The following is a 19,869-nucleotide window of genomic DNA, read 5'->3' as shown; positions in this document are numbered from 1 at the left end:
TAGGCTTAGGATTTAATTATGCTTAATTGGGATCGTTTTAATACCTTACCTGGTGCTGATACTGATAATTTTGAGAAGCTATGCCGGGGAGTGATCAGAAGAAATTTTGGCAGTTTAGGGCCTTTACATGAACTGAAGAATCAACCTGGAGTCGAGTTCTATATTAAATTGAACAACGACCACCCACGATTAGCAAAAAGAAATGAAACTGTTGGCTGGCAAAATAAATGGTTTGGCTATACAGCAAGGGGAGAGCTAACCGCTACAGCTAAACAGCAAATCATACACTCATTAGATAAAACCAAAGAGCACGTATCACAGATTAACCATTGGTTCCTATGGACCCATCAAACCTTTGCTAAATGCGATCAAACTTGGTTCTACAATCTTCAAAGCAACTATGGCTTTACCTTGCATCTCTGGAATCAAAATGACTTAGATGAGCTTTTGTCAGGGCCCGCTTTAGACTTACGCAATTCTTATTTCGGCGAGCTTGCGTTGACAAACGAAATGTTGCTTGAGCAACATAAAAAATCAATTGCCCCTATAAAAAATCGATGGCTTCATGAAGTTCACCAGCGAATGGATGCTGAGCTTCAGGTTAGAAAAGTGTTGGGCGAAAAAGAAGCGTGGGGCACCTTCAAAAACGTCACCAATGATCTGAATGAAGTAACTGAGACAATTAAATCAAGCATAAACAATCCTGAATATTCTCGCTGGAAAGATGAGTTAAAGGCTTTTCATGCGTATTGTATCAATCTCCTTGAACACTGTGAGATCTTTAATAATGATATTAGTGGCAATGATATTCATGATGTAATGACAACAATCGGGGAAGTTGATTCCCGATCTAAATTAGAAACTCAAAGAACATTAATAAAAATACGTTCAGGAAATCTTCCGCTATCCCTGACGATTACTAATGCTTTAGCATATATAAAAGATATAAAAAAATTATTCCGTTCTGCCATTAAACTACTTTCCCAACAATTTATCGCAATTATGGCGGACGCAGGGGGTGGCAAAACACAGCTTGCCGTAGAACTAACTTCGCAAGCAATAGATAGGCCCGCAGGAATTTTTATACTCGGGAGATGCCTTAAGAAAGACATGACACTAGACGATATTGCTCATAGTTTCTCTTTCTACCAGAAGCAGGTTGACAACTTCGAAGCGCTGATTTCAGCAGTAAACTCTGCGGGTGAAAGGTCTGGTAGACGCTTGCCAATTGTTATTGACGGGTTAAATGAGGCCCAAGACCCGAGAGAGTGGAAACACTTGTTCGAATCCACTCTTCCGGTTTTAAAAAAATATCCGAACGTCGTGTTGGTATGTACCTTAAGAACATCTGAAAAAGGTTATGAAAATTACTATCGGCCAAATACGCGTCAACGATACGACGGCAGAGAAGGTTGCGCACAACAATCACTACCGGAATCGGCTTTCAAAGTTCTTTCTGAAGGATATGGAGAAGCGTTAACATACGAAGCAATTAAAGCATATTTTAAGCTCTACAAAATTAAAGCAGATCCACTTTTTGCCCCTATGAATTTTTTCTCCCACCCTTTAAATCTTAAGATATTTTGCGAGGTTACTAACAGAAAAGCTGAAAGCATAATAGGTGTTTCATATTTTCCATCTTCGATTTACAGCCTCTTTAGAGAGCAAATAAAACATACTGCAATATCTATTGCCAGCCTGACAAATCTTAGAAAAAAATACGAGATTGAGGATACTAATAAAGCAATCTATTTTCTAGGTGAATGTATATGGAATAAAAATACTAGAACGATAACAGAAGATCATTTAAGGGATAAGCTGAAGCTTCCTCTTAGTGATTGGGACTCAGATATGATAAACCTTCTTGCACAAGAGGGAATTATATTTCGGGATGAAGGAGATGAAAAATTTAGCTATGAACTAACACCTGTATATGATCGTTTGGGTGGCTTTATTGTCGCAGAATATCTTCTAGGTAAGAACTTAGGCAAGGAGTTAAGTGAATGGACTACCCAATCTGATGTTATCGAAAAGCTATTTGGTGAAATATCAGATCAACACCCACTTTCCCAAGATATCCTCCATGCTTTAGTAGTATTGATACCGAAAACAATAAATCGAGAGCAACTTTGGAAAGCTCTTCCAGAGGAATATCAATCTGCTGCGCTGGGATTAACTCCTCTAATTGATAAGGTTGACATCTGCTCTGAAACGCTCGAGAACTATAAATCTTTAATAACTCGCGATGGACTTTCGATAGGGGATATTGAGCAGCTACTGACTTTGAGGTATGTAGTTGAACATCCATTAAATGCAGAGTTCCTCAATGAAATATTAATTAATTTATCTGTATCAGATAGAGACTTATCGTGGACAGAATATATTAGAAACCAAAGCGCGGAAATTATTAGCGCACTGAAAGATCATCTAGCAAATATAAAGTCTGGAACCAGATTTACCCCTGAGACTATTCGATTGAGAATGATTTATTTCTCTTGGTTTCTTACATCTACAGTAATTGATCTGAGAAATTATGCTACAGAGTTGTTATATCATATGGGCCAGCAGGATCCTAATTTGATGTTTGAGCTAACCCTAGAACAACTGAGTGTAAATGATCCGTATGTTTCAGAGCGTTTGCTGGCCTCAAGTTATGCGCTTGCAACAGTTAAAGTTAACTTGCCAGGATGCGAAGAAGCAGTCATAAATTACGGGAAAAAATTATATAAGGAAATGTTTGTTAGAAATGCCTCCTGTGCCACAACTCATTTGTTAGCCAGAGAATATGCAAGCTGTACATTAAGAATGATAGTATTCAACCACTCTAATCTCACACAAGAACTAAATCAGAGTTTATTCCTGCACCCGTTCTCGGAAATGCCAAGAAGAGAGTGGGGATGCATTAAAAAGGATGAGGAAGAAAATTCTTCCTATAACTCACCATTCAGAATGGATTTTGAAAACTATACGATTGGGCGCCTTATAAAGGATAGGAGTAATTATAATTTCTCACATGAAGAATATAAGGTTGCTCGTTGCAACATTCTTTGGCGAATAAATGACCTGGGATGGTCTTTTGATAAGTTTCAAAAAGAAGAAAATCTTATTGAATCATATATGCGCCATTCTTCGCATTTAAGACGACCCCAAATAGAAAGATATGGGAAAAAATATTCTTGGATTGCTTATTATGAACTTGCTGGTCAATTAAGTGATGAATCCAAACTAGAATATTATGGTGAATTTCGCTTTACCACAGATATTGACCCATTCCACCCCAGTCAGATCGAATATTCAGAACTTGGCGTTCATGAATTTCTCTCAGATGAATCTATTGCTACAAAAGATTGGATACAAGAAGAAAAACTTCCTGACTTATCAAGTATTGTTGAAATTAAAGCAGATGGCCAAGATTGGGTTCTATTGTGTGGATTTAACTCTGAGCAGTCTAAAAAATTAGATAGGAATTTTTATTGCTCAATAGATACTGCATTTGTTTCTGAACACTGCATGAGTCAATTAAAGATATACATGGCCGAGAAAAGAAAGATAGACTGGCCGGAAAAATATAGAAGCTATAGCTTATACTCAGGGGAATTATATTGCGAAGCTCTTAATGATTTTTACGGAGACTCCGAGGTCAGTGTCGAGACTGGATATGAGATCCAGACATACGAACAACCTGAGATTAAACTCAATGATAGTATCTATATGGAAGGCGGTACTTTCGAGCGTAAAGTTCCAACTACTGATAAATTGAAAATTCTCTCCACAACTTTTAACTATCATTGGGAAAACCCAGGCAGTTCAAATGAAAGTACTAATCGATTAGCTTTGGCACCTTGGCTGGTAAAAAATCTTGAGCTTCACTTCAATCCGTCAGAATTTACTTATCTGGATAAAAGCGACGATATGGCAATATTAAACATTAACCTCAAAGACGATGCATTTTGCAGCTCCAGGGAGCTGGTATATCTTAGAAAGGATCTTTTCGACGAACTGAATAATAAGCTAGAGATAAAGCCTATTAAGTATATTTTTGGAGAAAAAAGATATGCTAAGAATGAGAATCTAGGAAGAGAAGATTCATACCGTCGATTTGAATCAATCACTCAATTAGAATCTACTAATTAAAGAGCCTATTATAAAGTAAGTTCTTTCTTGTATTTATTAGGAATTGAGTATGAGAGCGCTTACGTAAAATATTGTTATTGGACAAATTTTCTGTAGAGTGCGGCGTGAAAGTTTTAATGGGAATTATGTGATTCAAACACAAAAGCTTATAAGACCCAGAGGAAGTAAAAGAGCAAAAAGTAAATAAACTACTTGGCGATTGTAGTGCCTTAGAGCGTAATGGAAATAGGAAATTCTCAAAACCAATGAGTTTACCGAATAGTGGGAGTAACCCTGAGCAGGTGCTAATCATTCGACCTCACTTGATTCCTGTTGAGGAGGATGGAGATAGTGACCTACTCAAGAAAAAGACTGTGTAACCCTTGCCTTTTACAGTTACTGTAAAAGATATTCAGCCGTTTACTTTGATCTAATCCAGAATTCTGGCTTAGCTCCACTTATCCACATGGCTGACCAGCGGAATCTGAAATAGTCCAATTCCCTAGTAAAAAACACAGTACTTAATGCCCTCTATGCCGGAAAGGTCGCTGTACTGGGTGGCCTGACCTAGCATAAGGCAAGCGGAGAGGGTAAATTCAAGAGCCCCGCTCAATAGTTAAGCTATGGTTTTAATCACAAAGTAAGTGGGCAAGGTGTAAATTTACATCTTGCCCCAAAAAAAGCAGCTGGCCGTGTGGTAAACAGTTAGCTTGAATGGGGAAACTCAAAGCTTGCCTGTGGCTTAAGTTGATCAACTTCTTAGCGCACTCTATTTGCAGCTTTGCGGACCAGACCATATGTAATAGTGTACGGTCAGTGCAGATGCGTTCACCGGGGGGCTCCTAGTTCATTGGTTGCAACTATTAGGTACTCACCTGCTATGTTTAGACTGTTGTTAATTGCATTAATAATTGAACCGCTAACCCTTTACATCAGTGGCATCCAAAAGTTGAAGCAAGCACAGCGGTGTCTGCTGGCTATTCAATTTTTATAATTGGCTTATTTTCTTGTTGGCTGTTTCCCATTGTCTATCCCCCGCTAGCCTTCTTGTACACATCTTCCCCTTAGCATTGAGTCCGGATGATTCACCTTCCTGTAAAGAGCGTTTAAGCGGAAAGAGTAGTCCAGGGAGGATGGCCTTTTCCTCCTGGGTGATTGCCTTAAGGGCTGCTTCACGGGGTCCAGGTTGGGACCAGTCCATGATTAACTCTCGGGCAAGGCAGAGAGCCTCCAACTCTTGTAATTGAGATAGAAAAACTTGAGTGGGTACTGTTGAATAATTCGCTAGAAGGTTTCCCATAGCTCCCCCTGAATCCACCAAAAGTAATAGTTTTTGTTAACTTAATAACAGTATTGGTTGTATTTATTATCCTGTCAACAAAAATTATTAACTTATTAACTTTTATTGTTACCATCTTGGAATCATAAGACAGAGTGAATAAACAAGTGATTACGGGAATACAGGTACGGATGGCTAGAAGTGGCCTGAAATGGAGCGCCCAAGATCTGGCAGAAAAAAGTGGAGTGGGCCTTTCGACAGTTAACAAGATTGATCGAGAGGATGGAATCCCTTCTGTGCGTATTCAGAATCTTGTAGCTATTGAGCAGGCTCTACTTGCTACTGGTCGTGTTCGCTTTGAAGGGGAAACTGGTGTGTTTGTTAAGCCTTTTGAAGGCTGACATCTATTGTGAGGAGTAGTACTTTTCCTGCCAATACGGGCTTGCCGAATACATGAAATCACAAGATGACTCACTACCCAGCGTAAAGACCCGCTGAGTTGTATGGCAAGCTTGTGGTATGGTGGAAAAAAGGATTAACAGCTTCAAGGAGTGAGGTAACACAATGTCACTACCCTCAAGGATCGAGGCAGAGCAGCGCTATGAAAAGCTGCGCGCACTCGCATTGGAAGTTACACAGAATTCACTAACGGGTAATTTGAAGCTAACTCAGATAACCCCTCAAGCCCTAGAGGCCACCCAAAACTGGGAATCCTCAAGGCTTCGTCAGTACGACTGGGACTGGCCGCAAAACTACAGCTACTACAAGAAAAGCTATCCCAAGCGCTTCGAGATAGCACTATGGGAAAACAGTATCTTAATCGCCATCTCCATAGGCCGCCCCACCTACCACGCCACAGGGATGCGCCTGGATGTGGTGGAAGCCATGCCGCGCGACCTAGGCGAACGCTCCAATGTATTCGATACAATTATCCTAGCGTATGAAATCTATGCGCGGATGGTCAATGCCAATCATATTAGAATCATGAATCCGGTTAATGAAACGGTGAGAGCCTTCTACGAGAAATACGGATATCAGTACATTGCCAAGGGCGACTACCTGACAAGAGATATATTGTGATGACTGATAAAGACAAAGTGAAACGCCTGGCTGAGGCCAGACAAAAGAAAGGCTGGACGCAAAACGAAATCGAAGAATTTGCCAAGCGCCGCAGCCGTGAACTAAAGAAAATTTCCGAGGATATTGAGGAGCCTGATCACCTCGCCTCTGGAACCCAAAAATCTATCGAAGAGATATGCAAGGATGACGACAAAGACGAATAAGCCACTGTCAGATAAGGAAAAGCAGTTTGAACCGCAAAAGGGGGAAGTGTCTCCAGAAGATGCCCGTACGAAGGCCACTATCTATGCGGCTCAGGTTAAGGCCCAGATGAAAAGTAAGGGGGCAAAATTGAAATGAATGAGAGTTGTGCTTGTCGGGTGTGGTGAATGTAATGAGTAGCCCGATTATCCACAAGGAATAGGTATTAGGCATGCTACGTGGAGTACCAATAATATTCGGCTTTATTATGCCAAATCAAAGCCCCTAGATACTCAGCTCTATGGAAGAGTTACAGCTATTTTTCGATAAGCTGGAAGAGTACAAATGCTAAGGAGCACCGTAAAGACTTGAAAGCTTCTAAAAGGGGTAGTCAAGATAATAGAGGGAGTAAGGGAAAATAATTTAGACTTGGATTGCCACTTATTTAGATCGGAGCAGCATCCAAATAATTTATCTATAATATTACAAACTTGACCTGACAGAACATCTTCTGAAAAACCAGTAACTGTTAGATCAAGTCTAAACCACTACAACTTACCAATATTTAGAGTATTGGGATTTCTGTGGGATATGAAGATTTTTCTGGAGGTTTTAACCCCCTCGCTCTATTTCGGCATACAGAGGGCTATATATGCGTGGTCCGGTCTCATTTTAATGGGATAGCGTGCCACTACCTGGCGCTTCCATTCGGAAGCCGCTGCTTCACAAGCTTCTTTACTGTTAAATTCAGCCATTGCCACACTTGCTCCACTCTCGCCGCTTACTGGTTTTAATGCCAGGGTTAGTATTAATACAAACTGTTCCATATTTCTCTCCTTTTGATACGCGCCCATCAGATATTGAGGCTTTCCCTGTTCCGATACACAAACTAACCATTGGATGTAGATGGTTAGTGGTAAGGCTTTAGACCGACTTGAACCACGATTGTACTGCTAAGTGCCTAGCAATCAATTGGGCTAGTTAGTCAGACCTATGTGGGAATTGATCTTTTCAGCAATTCACTCAATCTCAATTGGAACTATCGTCTTGGAAATGAGGTTTGGCCTGTTACACCCTTTATTTGTAACAGATTAGGGGTAACAAAAAGGTGTGACAGCGGAAAGCCAATAACCATGCGGCCTGCAGCCACTCTGTAACACCTGCACACCTGTAACACCTTTATTTGAGAGGGATAGAAGTTAACCCTCCCCTCCCCCCTTTGGCTGGGCTGAGACTGCGGACGAGTGGGTATCATCAACATGTGCGTTGTAGAGGAGATATACATCAGCAGAATATTGAGAAGGCATTACTCAATTACTTCAGAGTCTCTATTCGTGACGACGTGGGCAACCTATTCGACTGTGATTGCTTCTCGTGCAGAGTACGCAGATTGTGCGTACCGTGGACGGTAAAGATGTGAGGTTATTCACTTCCTTGCATGGTAGCTCAGGCAGTGAATATCTACCTGGCGTAACGGCGTAGCTCCCGTCTATGGCTGAGTCTTTGGCGGGCCAGGGCATCCGATATCTCTACTTCTGGAACAGCGTGTAGATTAACCGCCCACTAGTTGGCTTGATGGCTATGGCTGAACTCTAAGCCAAGCTTAGGGTTCAACGGGTCCTCCTGAGCGTCCAACACACGGGTAATTCGGACCCCGCTTATTTAACAGATATCTGATTTTTCCTAGGGGGGTTATACCCACCTTAAAGCTAGTTCGGGAGCTGGCAGACCAAACCCCTAATTCGGGGTTTGGTGTTCTGATCAGCTGAACCTATGGGGAGAGGTTGCTAATCCGGTAACTCAATACAGAACTACCGCCAACCTAAGTTATTTTTTATGTGATCTGAATTGAATACAAAAAACACACTGGAGGTGGGAGGGGTGTTTTTAATCTCTATTATTGATCCTGCAGTCACCGCCGCGCTATTCGTGCGTAGCCCAAAAGTAGAATTTTTGTGGAGGGATTACAGGTGGAGAGCAGGTATTCTTCGTCTTTGATAGTTTTGTATCAAGCACTTCGGTTGTAGTGTTCAATACGGAAGGTGAAGTAACCAATATAACTTGAACCTTAGTTTCAACTTTAGACCTTAACTTTGGCCAAGTAGATAGCTAGTCATTTCAGAAATAACTATATGGTTACTAGCCATTCGACTAAGTAAGGGAATAATTATGAATATCTTACGTCGCTGCTTATTTATAAGTTCTAGTACTCTACTCCTAATTTATGTCCTTCGCTGGCTGCTTGCCTATTCATGGCTGTGGGTGATTGGCTATCTTGTAGTTGGTGCAATATTCGTCGCTTTCACAATGTGGGTTTACTCTGGAATGTATAGCGAGGATGAATAAAAATTTTTGTAAGCATGCACATACATAACCAGAAAACTCCGCCCTAGTGGTCCATGTGGTTTTGAGCTGAATGTCAAACCGCCGTTTCTGCGGTTTGGAGGTCTGTACTTCACCGACCCCCTAAAGGCCCAAAGGGAGTCGCGATTTACGACTCCCTTTGGAATGCTCTGGGAGGTGCTTCTTCTAAGGCTGATCCACCTGTTGAGTATTAGGCAAACCGACATTCTGTCGGTTTGAACCAGGTTAAGCCGACAATAAGGTTCTCAGCAGGGGGGTAGGAATTCAAAGTGGTGCTACAAATGGTGCTACTTTTTTGCAAGGTCCCCTTATATAGCCCATAACTATTGGCCTGTAGCCTGTTTTTCGAGTCCGGCCTCTGTACCATATCTCAAACCCGCGATAGCGTAGGCTTTCGCGGGTTTTTTGTTTTACTCATCACCGTAGCCCTGCCTGAAAGTGGTGTTATTTCAATGACACCTAACAGTCAATACTTCTTTTACAAAATCTTTTAGCCTCAAGCATCGCTACCCGCCAGCTATAACCCCTTGAACGGTAAAACTTATATTATTAATTTCGAATAGTCACGACAGACCACAACTTTCATCAAAAATCCTTACACAACTATCCTCAATATAAAGGGAGGTTACGCTTATAGCATCTGTAGTTTTGAACAAACAAGCCAAGTGACATTTAGTCTAAAAACAAAAATAATATATTTATAGAAATAATCTTTGCGAGAGCCCTAGCGGTACGATCGCGCCAAAGTGATAACTGTCAAGTAGAGCCAAAAACAAACCATATCAGCTTAGAATCACCCAATCAGCTCTAACTCCCATAACATCTCCTCAAGGTACACAAATAGCAATTCACTACTACAAGTAAAAAATAATCGCTGAATCTTAGAGCCTCTAAAATAATTAGCAGCAATTGAATTTATTAGTAAACTCAGGTCCAGAGAGGCTTAATGTGCTCAAAATGTAGGCAGAAATAACCCTCCCGCCTACTAGTCAATTATTTCTATAAAAAAAGTAGGAGAAACCTATCAAACAAACTTCAATAGTTATATTCTAAAGCTATATTAATAAGTTAATCTAGGGATTCACCTTGGCCAAATTCCAATTTAAAATATTAAAAGCTAGTCACGGCGACTGCATAATAATACAAGGGAAGTTTGACGGCCAGGAAAGAAATATATTAATTGATGGGGGGCCAGCCAAAACCTTTAAAAGAGGAGGAAAGAAAGGTGAACTTCTAAAAGAACTAGAATTTATTGATAGAAAAAAGCAAAAAGTTGATCTTCTGATTCTAACTCATGTAGATGAAGATCATATTGGTGGCTTATTGAAAGGCTTCAGAAATAATGGAATTTTATCAAGACTTACGGTCGAAGTATGGTTTAATTCAGGCAGCTTAATAGACCATGCATTCAATCAGGAAGTCGACCCAACTCATCTACTGACAATCGCCCCCCCAAGCAATACAAATAGCTTCACGAGCATTAAACAAGGTTTAATATTTGAAGAGCATATAAGAGAAAAGGGAATTTGGAATGAAGAGCTTATTATAAGCGGTACCTCTCTTCAAAGATTTGGAATTACTTTTACAATAATATCTCCAACAGAAGAAAAGCTAGAAAAGCTATTAGGAAAGTGGGAGAAGGAAACTTCGAATTGGTTTACAGGCTCCAATAATGGCGACCACCACATACCACTTGATCACTTATTGAAAAATGAAGAACCCTTCAAAGAAGATAACACTATTCACAATGGCAGCTCAATAGCCTTTATTTTCGAATATAATAATAAGAAAATTCTTTTTTTAAGTGATGCGCACAATGAAGTTATAGTAAGGCAGTTAAAAAAATTAGGGCACTCCGAAAAAAATCCACTGAAAGTAAATTATGTAAAGCTTTCTCACCACGGAAGCAAATATAATACCAGTACAGAATTATTAGATATTATCGACTGCTCAAACTTCATAATCTCATCCGATACAAGCCGTTTCAAGCTACCAAACAAAGCGACAATTTCTCGAATCATAAAACATAAACCAAACTCTACTATCTATTTCAATTATCCAGAAATAATTAACGAAAAGATCTTTTCCAGCAGTGAATTAGATTCACTGCAAAAAATGAAGATCAAACTTAAACCATGTAAAGATCCGTTTGAGTTGTAATGAGCAAAGAAGACGCAATAAAATCGCAAACCGTAAAAATAAATCAAGGCAGCGGATTTATCGTTCAACCCGCCACCAAAGATTTTAGCTATATATTTACAGCTAAACACAACCTCCAAAACGATACAAACAAACCTTCAGATGGACTACTTGAAAAGTCTGAAATTATAATTCAAAGACCTTGCAATGAAAGCAGTGTAGAGCAAAAAAAAATAGAAGCTTTAGAACTATATGTCTCAGACACTATTGATATCGCAATTATAAAAGTACCATACCAATCCGATGTGCTGATTTATCCCTCCTATGAAAAGATTGAAATCGGAGAAACTGTTAGGTTATGGGGTTTTCCGACATATGATGAAAACAAAAATGAACCACTTGATGACCAAATCAACGCTTTAGAACTAAAAATTCATAGAAATGACGGAAACGAAATAGAACTGAGAAATAAATCTGACGCAACATATAACGATGTTATAGGGTATTCTGGTGGCGGCGTGTTTTCACTATCCAGCACCTCTCCCTCATTAGTTTCTATTCAGAGCAAAATGAGTCACGGGGAGGCGGAACACAATCACATAAAATCAATCCCAGTCAAATTTTTTAAAGAACTCATAGAAAATAAAAATTTAAAAAATGTTTACCCATACCACTTAAATAATTACTCATCAACAGCAAAAGATACTTTTATATTCGAAAACTGTGTCAATCCGAAAAATTTAAATAAAGCCAAAAACAGATTACAAAGCCTAGCTGAAAAATATGTATCGGCAGGAATATGCAGTCCTCTCGATATTATTAACAGTTTGAGAAGCCACCTAAAAGTCCACAACAGAAAAACCTCCGAATTAGAAAACAAAAAACTTTGGATTGCACTCCTTGAAATTATCGTTATAAAACACCTAATTGATAGCGTCAAAGATGAAACAAAGTGGACAGTTTCAGATGTCAAGTATCTTTTTAATTCAGTCAGATTCATATTTATTAATTCAACAAAATCATGGAAGAGACACCTCGAAGAGATCATATGTACAAATTTAGACCACTTGAATGATGACGGGATTGCCTTACTGGTTCTTATTGGGGAACAGGACCTACCCGAAGATCCTGTACTCGATCCTGAAATTTTTAGAAATGCAGAACCAGATATCTCCAATGGTCTCGATGGATCTGCAGAACTAATTGACCTTGCAGAAAATTCTCCTATTTGTAGTGGTGATATAAAAATTATACATTTTGCTAAATTACACTCAAAATGTCTCGTTGCAGATGAATTTAAACTTAAAAACTTAAACAGTAACGATGCACTTCAACATATCACTCAAAATTATTCAAAATACATCCCGCAAGTAGATCAAATCGATGAATAATTCATTTTCACTAGGACAGCCACCTAAATTACAAATATTTGAAGAATTTAATGATGTAGAAACGAATTACTTATACGTAAACATTAAAACTGCAAAGCTTCAAGCCTTTCATTATCACTTTAAAACCGTCACTCAACTTGAAGCTGATTGGAAGGAAATAATAAGCGCCTTAACAAGCGAAATATTGATTAAAGAAGGCCTCACATTCCAGAGGCGAAATACCTATGTTTTATATACCTGCGAAGAACCTATCCCAAAAATCCTTCAATACACGATTGAAAATAATAAATTTTCTGTAAGAAAACTTATTTATAACAAATCTGAACCAAACCTATCTACCAACCTCATAATCCAACACCTTAATGAAAAAATATTAATAAGCAATATTGACATTAAAGGTAAAATTAAAGTCAAAAACACTGTAACAGTGTCCGAGATATCACAAAATTTTATTGAAGATTATCGGAAAGAAGTAGAAAACATTTCAAGCGATAACGTTGATTTCCTAGATCGCTGGCTAGAAAAAAAAGTGGGGCTATAGTGAAAATAAAGAATGTATACATCCAAGCCTTCAAGTCATACTTACTCAAATCTGATGGGACCTTTAATTTTGAAATTTTAACTCCAAATGGGAAAAAGGATATTGCAAATCTAGTCTCAATATATGCTCCTAACGGTTTTGGGAAAACCAGCTTTTATGACGCAATAGATTTTACGCTTACAAATAATATAAATCGTTATGTACAAAATGATAACGCAAAAATCAATGCAAGACTGAGCGCTGAATCTGGAGCAAAATATATATTAAGAAATAGAGATGCTGACAAATATGAAGAGGAAAATAAACAGCCGCTTCCAACCGAACTCGTTATTGAAACCACCCAAGGTATAATTAAAAAAAACGTTCCAAAACCAAAAGGAAAACAAAAATCTGACTATCTAGCTAATAAATCAAAACCCAAAAATTTATCCCCTAAAAGCGTAGAGCATTTTAATCGAATCATCTTATCTCAAGACGCGATTAGCAGCTTCCTTAGAGAAGTAGACCCTAAAGAAAGATTTGAAGAGTTCTCTAAAAATTCAGATTCCAAGTTGTCCGGCGCTTCGACCAAAAGAGAGATGATCAGAAAGCTGCACACACACATAGAAAAAAAAATAAAAAAATTAGAAGAAGACAAAGATAGAAAGAATGAAAAAATTAAGCTGGTAGAAAATAAAGATAGACCTTTCGAACAAATCAACAAGATTATCGATACAATTAACGATACAAAATCCTGGGAAATATCCAAGCCAATAAACCCTTTTAACTCAACAAATCAAAGAAAATTTGAAGATGAAGTCTCAGTAATAGAACTGCAAATTAAGAACAAAGTAGAAAGGGAAATACAGCCCTTTATTAACCTATGGGAATCCTTTTCAGGGAAAATAGAATCAATAAAATTACACATAGAAAATCAAGACAAAATCAAAAATGAAATAAATAACAATAAAAGAATAATAAATAACGCCACAAAACTTCAATCATTAAAGTCAAAACTTGACCACAATCAAAAAAAAGAATACGCAGAGAACTTAAAGCTAAATCAACTCAAGCACCAAAAAGATATACTACCAAAATTTATAGAATTTAATAAAAGAAAAGAAGTATTAGATGGCAAGATATTATCAACAAATAATGAAATATTAAAAAATAGCACCACCAAAGAAATATTATCTAAAAGTCTTACTGAAAAAGAAGAAAAAACAAGTGAGCTACAGAGGAAGATAGTAGAAACTCAAATAGCCCTAATTGAATTACCAGAAAAACACAAGCAAATCCATCAACTAACACAAACAAAGGCTGAGCTGAAAAATGCGATTTCAAACCTAAGCTCATCCATTGATGCCAACAAAGATATATTACTCCAAAAGACTAAAAATAAATCCTATTTCTCAAGCCTGGAAATAAGTCACCCAATTGAAGCTAAGGGTGTATATAACGAATACGAAGGTAATATTTTACAGGAATTGCAGAGCCTACATGGTTCTTACGTAGAACAGTCAAAGTCTTTAACTGAAACCAACAAAAAAATAAAAAAACATTTAAAATTAATCGAAGAAGTAAAAGACAAATCTGATGAAACATTAAAGTTATTGCACTCTGCAAGAAAAATCATTACAGAGTCAGAGTTATCCCAGTGTCCAGTATGCCAACACAATCATAAGGATTTTGCGCAGCTACAAAAAAAAGTAGCCGATAACGATCTATTTGATTCTTATCAAAAGTCACTAGAATTAAATTTTAGTGATATCGAGAATAAAAAATCCAGCATTGCGATGGAACTTGCTCAGATTAAAGAAAGATATGAACTACTACTTGAAAAATTAACTAAAAATACTGACAACGAAGAGAACCAACAAAAATTAAAAATAGAAAATTTAAAACTTGAATTGGAAGCAAATAAACATGAACAAGAAAAGGTAAGGGACTCCTTAGCGACCCTTCTAGAAGAAGTGCAAAATAGAACAGAAAACGAACTTTCGGAAAAATATAAGAGCAAGATAGAAATAAACAATATAGAAGTAAAAGAGGCAGAAAAATTAAAACACGAAATACAAAGGAAAATTTCAAGAATCGATAATGAAGAAGACAAGCTTAAAGTTAAACTGCAATCATTATTGGAAGAAGCTATTGAAAATAAAATCGAAGAAGATGAATATATACCACTAGCTAAAGTGCTGGAAAATTCGAAAGAAGTGGGCACCGATCTAAAAAAGAAGGCTGAAAATTTTCTGAGAAAGGAGATACATGAAATAGAACAGAATATAAAAGCTATCTCACAGAAAAACCGACATATTAAAATCGAGATAGAAAATCTAGAGCTGGATTTGATATCATATGACACCTCTTCAATTAGTAACTATATAGAAAGGCTTCAGGTATTAAACACCAACTTGGCTGAAAATAAGGACTATGTAAATGAGCACAGTAAACTTTATACCCACCTACACACTTCCGCCCCAAAAGATATCGAGCAGTTTGATGAGATCAAGCATGATGGGGAAGTGGAATTTACAAAGTTAGCAGATCTAAAACTCTCACATCAAAGTTATTTAAAATATTGCGAATTACTAAAAGATCTATCACAAAAAGCTTCTGTAAGCTTCGAATGTCAAAATATAAAAAAAGATGTACAAAAAATAACTGATGAAATCAAAATTTTAGAGGATTTACTTAGAAAAATAAGTGATGATTTAGGAAGGATAAATCAATACATTCAAAAAGAAGCAGATAATTTTTTTGAGACTGAATTAATAAACAAAATATATTCAGCTATTGATCCTCACCCAGATTTCAGGGAAGTGCGTTTTGAGTGCAAGCTCATAGGCACAGATAAAGGTGAACTAAATATATTTGCATACGATCCAGACAAGAATGAAAAAGTTTCACCTAAAATTAATTTTAGTGCAGCTCAAATAAATGTCTTAAGTTTAAGTATTTTTTTAGCTAGAGCCTTGACCACATTAGATGATCAAGAGCATCCGGTTGATTGTATTTTTATCGATGACCCCATACAGTCAATGGATTCAATAAACACCTTAAGCCTAATTGACCTACTAAGAAATTTAACTGTTAGATTCGAAAAGCAAATTATTATTTCAACGCATGATGAAAACTTCCATGAACTATTAAAAAAGAAGATACCGCCTAGACTTTTCAAATCTAAATTTCTACGACTAGAGTCATTTGGAAAAGTTTCAGAAGATAATCTTTAGGTACTCTAGCTATATTTATTTTCAAAAATAGAATAAGTTTTGACGCCTATTTATATAAGCGCTATTCTGGATATCAACAACAGAAGTAGTATCAAGCGCCATCCATATTGACACCGTAGACAATACATGATCGAATTCTGTATAAATAGCTGGTTAAATAAGGGGTGGCCGATACATTTTGCCCGCAGTTCTCAAACCTTACCAAAGCCTACAATTATCACTATATCCCTTATTGTGTGTGAAGAGAACAATGCTATACACCCACAAAGTAGTAGCTTCAATTATGCAACCACGTAAAATTCCGGATCAAATATTATATAAATAGCCATACAGATAAGAGTTAAGCAAGACCTCTACCATACAGTGCTAAAACCTCACTAGAGCGCACCCCTACTACCACTGTGCTCTCCTTTGCGCGCGAAGAAGTTTCCCTGTAACTAAGGTACGCGGCCTGGTTGAAAACATGAGTTCCTCCGAGAATGGATTGAGGCTAGGATAAATATCATTTAATATTTATTTATTAATTTCTCTAAAAATACGCAATGAAGAACTGCTTTAATCTCGCAATTTATATCGACATAGAATAGATAAATAGTTAGCCTGAAAATTTACAGTTATGTTTATATCATTTTTTTAGACCAGCATTTACAATCTAACAGATCATCCTGTATATGATAAAAATTTATTCTTAATTCAGGCTTTAATTTTAATTAATAGTTTACATCTATAGGCTCATTATATGAACAGTAAGAATACAATTACTTCCGGTGGTTGCTTATGTGGAGCTGTTCGGTACGAGATAAAAGGGCCACTACGCAACGTAGTTAACTGTCACTGTAGTATGTGTCAAAAGCTACATGGAAGTTTCGGCCCTCATACCAAGGCTCGCAAGGTCAATATTAAGATCACCAAAGATGATGGACTGGCGTGGTATAAAACATCAGAAGTGGCCCGCAGAGGCTTCTGCCAGCAATGTGGCTCAAGCCTATTCTGGGAACCATTTAATCTCGATGCAACTGGAATTATTGCAGGATCACTCGATGGCCCAACCGGGTTGAAAACTATGGGGCATATTTTCACCGGCGAAAAATCTGATTTTTACGAAATCGATGATGAACATCCTCAATTCAAGGGATCATCTGATGGGCAGCTAGTCAATGACTACAAATAAGTAGCTACCAGAGATTTGGGGGGCGCTAGTGCTCAAATTACACTAAAGCTCCCTATCAAATCTACGGACACCCAACTTTTCAGGCCCATGTGTTATTTAATTCGTATACCTAGTGGGCACTTAAGGATCTAGCTGAGATAAACCTATCTCCTCTAATATCTTTCAAATTAGAACCTCCACCAAATACAACCAGCAGAATTCCGGCCCCAAGTATTGGCAAATGCCCTATCAACTCATGAATACCAAGAATCGATGCAGTTAATAGAAAGAAACTTAATACCGTAAGAGTTGCTAACCGCGTTGACCAGCCCAACAAGATAACCAACCCAAAGCAGAACTCAGCCATTCCCGCAGAAAAAACGAAGGTCAAATCGGAGAAAGAATACCACCCCAGATTAGACATGAAGTTCCAATGATAGTGCTGTAGAAACTCAAGGCCCAGATGAGGGTTGAGCCACTTATTGTGAACTGCCAGAGTCATTAGCTGAAGGCCTAGCCCGCAGCGTAAAGCAAGCAGTCCAAGATCTGGCTTTTGGTACAATATAAATGCTAGTGAAAGCCCTAAAAATTCAAAGCCGTAATCAATCCAGATTGAGAATGGGTAAGTAGCCATTATTGAGAGTAAAAGCGCGAAGATTAGATACCCGGAGCTTCTTAGGCTGACATCTAAAATTAACACAATACCAATTACCAGCTGAAACTCATTAACAAGACTTTGCGTGGCAGAGAATTCCAGGTTAGGGGCCAGTAATACACCCGAAAAATAATTAAAAACAAAGGTTAACCCAATCAATGCAGACGTGATATGCCAAATTTTGTGACGACCAATGTCGGACCAGAGGTAGGGAAATTTATTAGATGCTTTGTGAACTGCCACTACCTCAAGTGACTGTAAGGATCTATTCACCATACAGTATAGAATGCCCCCCAAAAGAACTAACGCATATATCCAATTCCACTCAAACTCAACTGCATTACCATCGTTTTGTACAAACCAGCGTACATGAGACCACGCAGGAGAAGAAACAAAGTAGCCTATAAAAGCTATAACCAGTAGAAATCTGTAAGACTTCCTCCGTGTAAACATAATTATTACCTCAATGAATACTGCTTTTAGCCTACAAAAATCTATGCAGGCAGCTTTTGCACCTGATCATATATAGTTCACGTATTTAGAGTAAATAAGGTAGCGTTCACGTTGCTAGGTACTTAACAAATGTGAAAAAAATAGCATTCTGAGGGGATTCTTTGTCAACCAAAAAATTTCTTGAAGCAAGTTCACAAAGTGTGAAATCATTGCTCATTGATAATGATCACCAATAGATCTTAGCTATCTTACGCGCGTCTAGAATGAGCATATTATCCGTCAGACAAATGGGTGAGCAACCACATAAGTCTATCTTTTATTAATAGTTTTACTAGAACCCAAAAGTGCCGGTTATTTATGATTGAATTTAAAAGATATGCTCATATTGAAGACTTAAGGAGCCTCTGAATAACTCCGTAATGCCTCTGCGAGTCTTGAAGGCTGCAGATGTTAGGCGCAGCTCGCCGCGAATGGCCGTAGCCCTTTGCAAGAGCTGCAACGCAGCAGGTGCGGCCTTCAAGGCCCGCCCTTCGGGGCTTGCAGAGCGATTCACACTCCGCGTTGCGACTTCTTGAAAGGTCTAGACATTCCTGCGAAGCCGCGCCTTGATTGTGAACCGCTCTGAAAGCCAGAGGTATCACGGAGTTATTCAGAGGCTCCTTAATGCTTTACTATGTAAAATCATACAAAAATGACTCAATACTTAAAATACTAAAGGAAGGGGTAAATAGCACTAGTGAAGCAGAAGAGTTTTCTCTCTTTATTTGGTGGGTTGTTGATTCTATTCATGGTGACCAGGAAAATGAAATAGAGATAATGGGCAGCGCAGGCAATCTTGAAATGTTACCTGATCTCGAATATGAAATATCAGGTTATATGCAATCAGTAGGCTTCTACGATGTATGGTGTAGAGTGAGTAAACAGGCTTAATAGTACCAATACTCATTATTCAAGAACTGAAAATGGAAGCTCTACAAACCAGCTTAGTGTTGAGATGACTAGTACAACTAGCATCTCAAGCCTTCATCCCAACAATTCTGGGCACCCACAAAAGTAGCAGCTCCAAATACAATCCATATTGATACCGCATAAAATACTGAATCAACCAATGCATAAATAGCCAGCCAAATAGGGGGCAACCAATACCTATACCACGCAGCGCGTAAATCCCATGAGTGGCCACTGCACTTGCTTGTGTACATAAAGATGGTAAAGATATGGGGCCGGGCAAAAGATATGGACATCGTCTCAATTGGGACGGCAAAAGCCAGCTGGCAGATTTCCCAAGATGCGGCAACTTATACCACAA

13 protein-coding genes are annotated in these 19,869 nt (G+C 38.2%); 11 read left to right on the top strand and 2 right to left on the bottom strand.

The window, feature by feature from the left end:
* The first annotated feature begins 18 nt into the window (after positions 1-18).
* The 5 genes from ACJJI4_RS02485 to ACJJI4_RS02465 all read left to right on the top strand — a co-directional run bounded on the left by ACJJI4_RS02485 (position 19) and on the right by ACJJI4_RS02465 (position 6,811).
* Positions 19-4,134 carry an NACHT domain-containing protein gene (locus tag ACJJI4_RS02485; RefSeq protein ID WP_444926939.1) on the top strand — a complete coding sequence of 1,372 codons (4,116 nt, stop codon included), beginning with the start codon at positions 19-21 and terminating at the stop codon, positions 4,132-4,134.
* A gap of 1,413 nt (positions 4,135-5,547) precedes the next feature.
* On the top strand, positions 5,548-5,793 hold the full coding sequence (locus tag ACJJI4_RS02480; protein WP_444906147.1) for a helix-turn-helix domain-containing protein: 246 nt from the start codon (positions 5,548-5,550) through the stop codon (positions 5,791-5,793).
* Positions 5,794-5,956: 163 nt separating this feature from the next.
* Positions 5,957-6,472: a hypothetical protein gene (locus tag ACJJI4_RS02475; RefSeq protein WP_444926938.1), complete on the top strand. Its 516-nt coding sequence runs from the start codon at positions 5,957-5,959 to the stop codon at positions 6,470-6,472.
* A complete protein-coding gene (locus ACJJI4_RS02470; protein ID WP_444891828.1) occupies positions 6,472-6,675 on the top strand; it encodes a hypothetical protein in 204 nt (67 codons plus the stop codon). The genes ACJJI4_RS02475 and ACJJI4_RS02470 overlap by 1 nt, the downstream gene beginning before the upstream one ends.
* Positions 6,656-6,811, top strand: a complete 156-nt coding sequence (locus ACJJI4_RS02465; protein ID WP_444926937.1) for a hypothetical protein — start codon at positions 6,656-6,658, stop codon at positions 6,809-6,811. Before ACJJI4_RS02470 ends, ACJJI4_RS02465 begins: the two co-directional genes overlap by 20 nt.
* A 467-nt stretch (positions 6,812-7,278) precedes the next feature.
* On the opposite strand, the gene ACJJI4_RS02460 is transcribed toward ACJJI4_RS02465, so the two are convergent.
* Positions 7,279-7,479 (bottom strand): hypothetical protein, encoded by a 201-nt coding sequence (locus ACJJI4_RS02460; RefSeq protein ID WP_371838595.1) that lies wholly within the window; start codon positions 7,477-7,479, stop codon positions 7,279-7,281.
* 2,623 nt (positions 7,480-10,102) lie between these two features.
* Here ACJJI4_RS02460 and ACJJI4_RS02455 point away from each other — a divergent pair.
* From ACJJI4_RS02455 to ACJJI4_RS02435, 5 genes are all read left to right on the top strand, one after another.
* Positions 10,103-11,176, top strand: coding sequence for a ComEC/Rec2 family competence protein (locus tag ACJJI4_RS02455; RefSeq protein ID WP_444926936.1), 1,074 nt, complete (start codon positions 10,103-10,105; stop codon positions 11,174-11,176).
* Positions 11,176-12,546 (top strand): ABC-three component system protein, encoded by a 1,371-nt coding sequence (locus tag ACJJI4_RS02450; protein ID WP_444926935.1) that lies wholly within the window; start codon positions 11,176-11,178, stop codon positions 12,544-12,546. Before ACJJI4_RS02455 ends, ACJJI4_RS02450 begins: the two co-directional genes overlap by 1 nt.
* Positions 12,539-13,087 (top strand): ABC-three component system middle component 1, encoded by a 549-nt coding sequence (locus ACJJI4_RS02445; RefSeq protein ID WP_444926934.1) that lies wholly within the window; start codon positions 12,539-12,541, stop codon positions 13,085-13,087. The genes ACJJI4_RS02450 and ACJJI4_RS02445 overlap by 8 nt, the downstream gene beginning before the upstream one ends.
* Positions 13,087-16,302, top strand: coding sequence for an AAA family ATPase (locus ACJJI4_RS02440; protein WP_444926933.1), 3,216 nt, complete (start codon positions 13,087-13,089; stop codon positions 16,300-16,302). The genes ACJJI4_RS02445 and ACJJI4_RS02440 overlap by 1 nt, the downstream gene beginning before the upstream one ends.
* 739 nt (positions 16,303-17,041) lie before the next feature.
* Positions 17,042-17,473, top strand: a complete 432-nt coding sequence (locus tag ACJJI4_RS02435; protein WP_444926932.1) for a GFA family protein — start codon at positions 17,042-17,044, stop codon at positions 17,471-17,473.
* A gap of 109 nt (positions 17,474-17,582) precedes the next feature.
* Here ACJJI4_RS02435 and ACJJI4_RS02430 read toward each other — a convergent pair whose 3' ends face one another.
* On the bottom strand, positions 17,583-18,350 hold the full coding sequence (locus ACJJI4_RS02430; protein WP_444926931.1) for a hypothetical protein: 768 nt from the start codon (positions 18,348-18,350) through the stop codon (positions 17,583-17,585).
* Between the two features lie 873 nt (positions 18,351-19,223).
* Here ACJJI4_RS02430 and ACJJI4_RS02425 point away from each other — a divergent pair.
* Positions 19,224-19,490, top strand: coding sequence for a hypothetical protein (locus ACJJI4_RS02425; RefSeq protein WP_444926930.1), 267 nt, complete (start codon positions 19,224-19,226; stop codon positions 19,488-19,490).
* Positions 19,491-19,869: the final 379 nt, after the last annotated feature.

Source organism: Microbulbifer maximicatervae (SeqCode) (genome assembly GCF_052467305.1).
The sequence above is the reverse complement of the archived record's forward strand: the minus strand, read 5'-3'. Positions and strand labels throughout refer to the sequence as shown.

Coding starts and splice junctions, on each gene's coding strand:
- ACJJI4_RS02485 (WP_444926939.1), top strand. CDS start 19: ATGCTTAATTGGGATCGTTTTAATACCTTACCTGGTGCTGATACTGAT.
- ACJJI4_RS02475 (WP_444926938.1), top strand. CDS start 5,957: ATGTCACTACCCTCAAGGATCGAGGCAGAGCAGCGCTATGAAAAGCTG.
- ACJJI4_RS02470 (WP_444891828.1), top strand. CDS start 6,472: ATGACTGATAAAGACAAAGTGAAACGCCTGGCTGAGGCCAGACAAAAG.
- ACJJI4_RS02465 (WP_444926937.1), top strand. CDS start 6,656: ATGACGACAAAGACGAATAAGCCACTGTCAGATAAGGAAAAGCAGTTT.
- ACJJI4_RS02460 (WP_371838595.1), bottom strand. CDS start 7,479: ATGGAACAGTTTGTATTAATACTAACCCTGGCATTAAAACCAGTAAGC.
- ACJJI4_RS02450 (WP_444926935.1), top strand. CDS start 11,176: ATGAGCAAAGAAGACGCAATAAAATCGCAAACCGTAAAAATAAATCAA.
- ACJJI4_RS02445 (WP_444926934.1), top strand. CDS start 12,539: ATGAATAATTCATTTTCACTAGGACAGCCACCTAAATTACAAATATTT.
- ACJJI4_RS02435 (WP_444926932.1), top strand. CDS start 17,042: ATGAACAGTAAGAATACAATTACTTCCGGTGGTTGCTTATGTGGAGCT.
- ACJJI4_RS02425 (WP_444926930.1), top strand. CDS start 19,224: ATGCTTTACTATGTAAAATCATACAAAAATGACTCAATACTTAAAATA.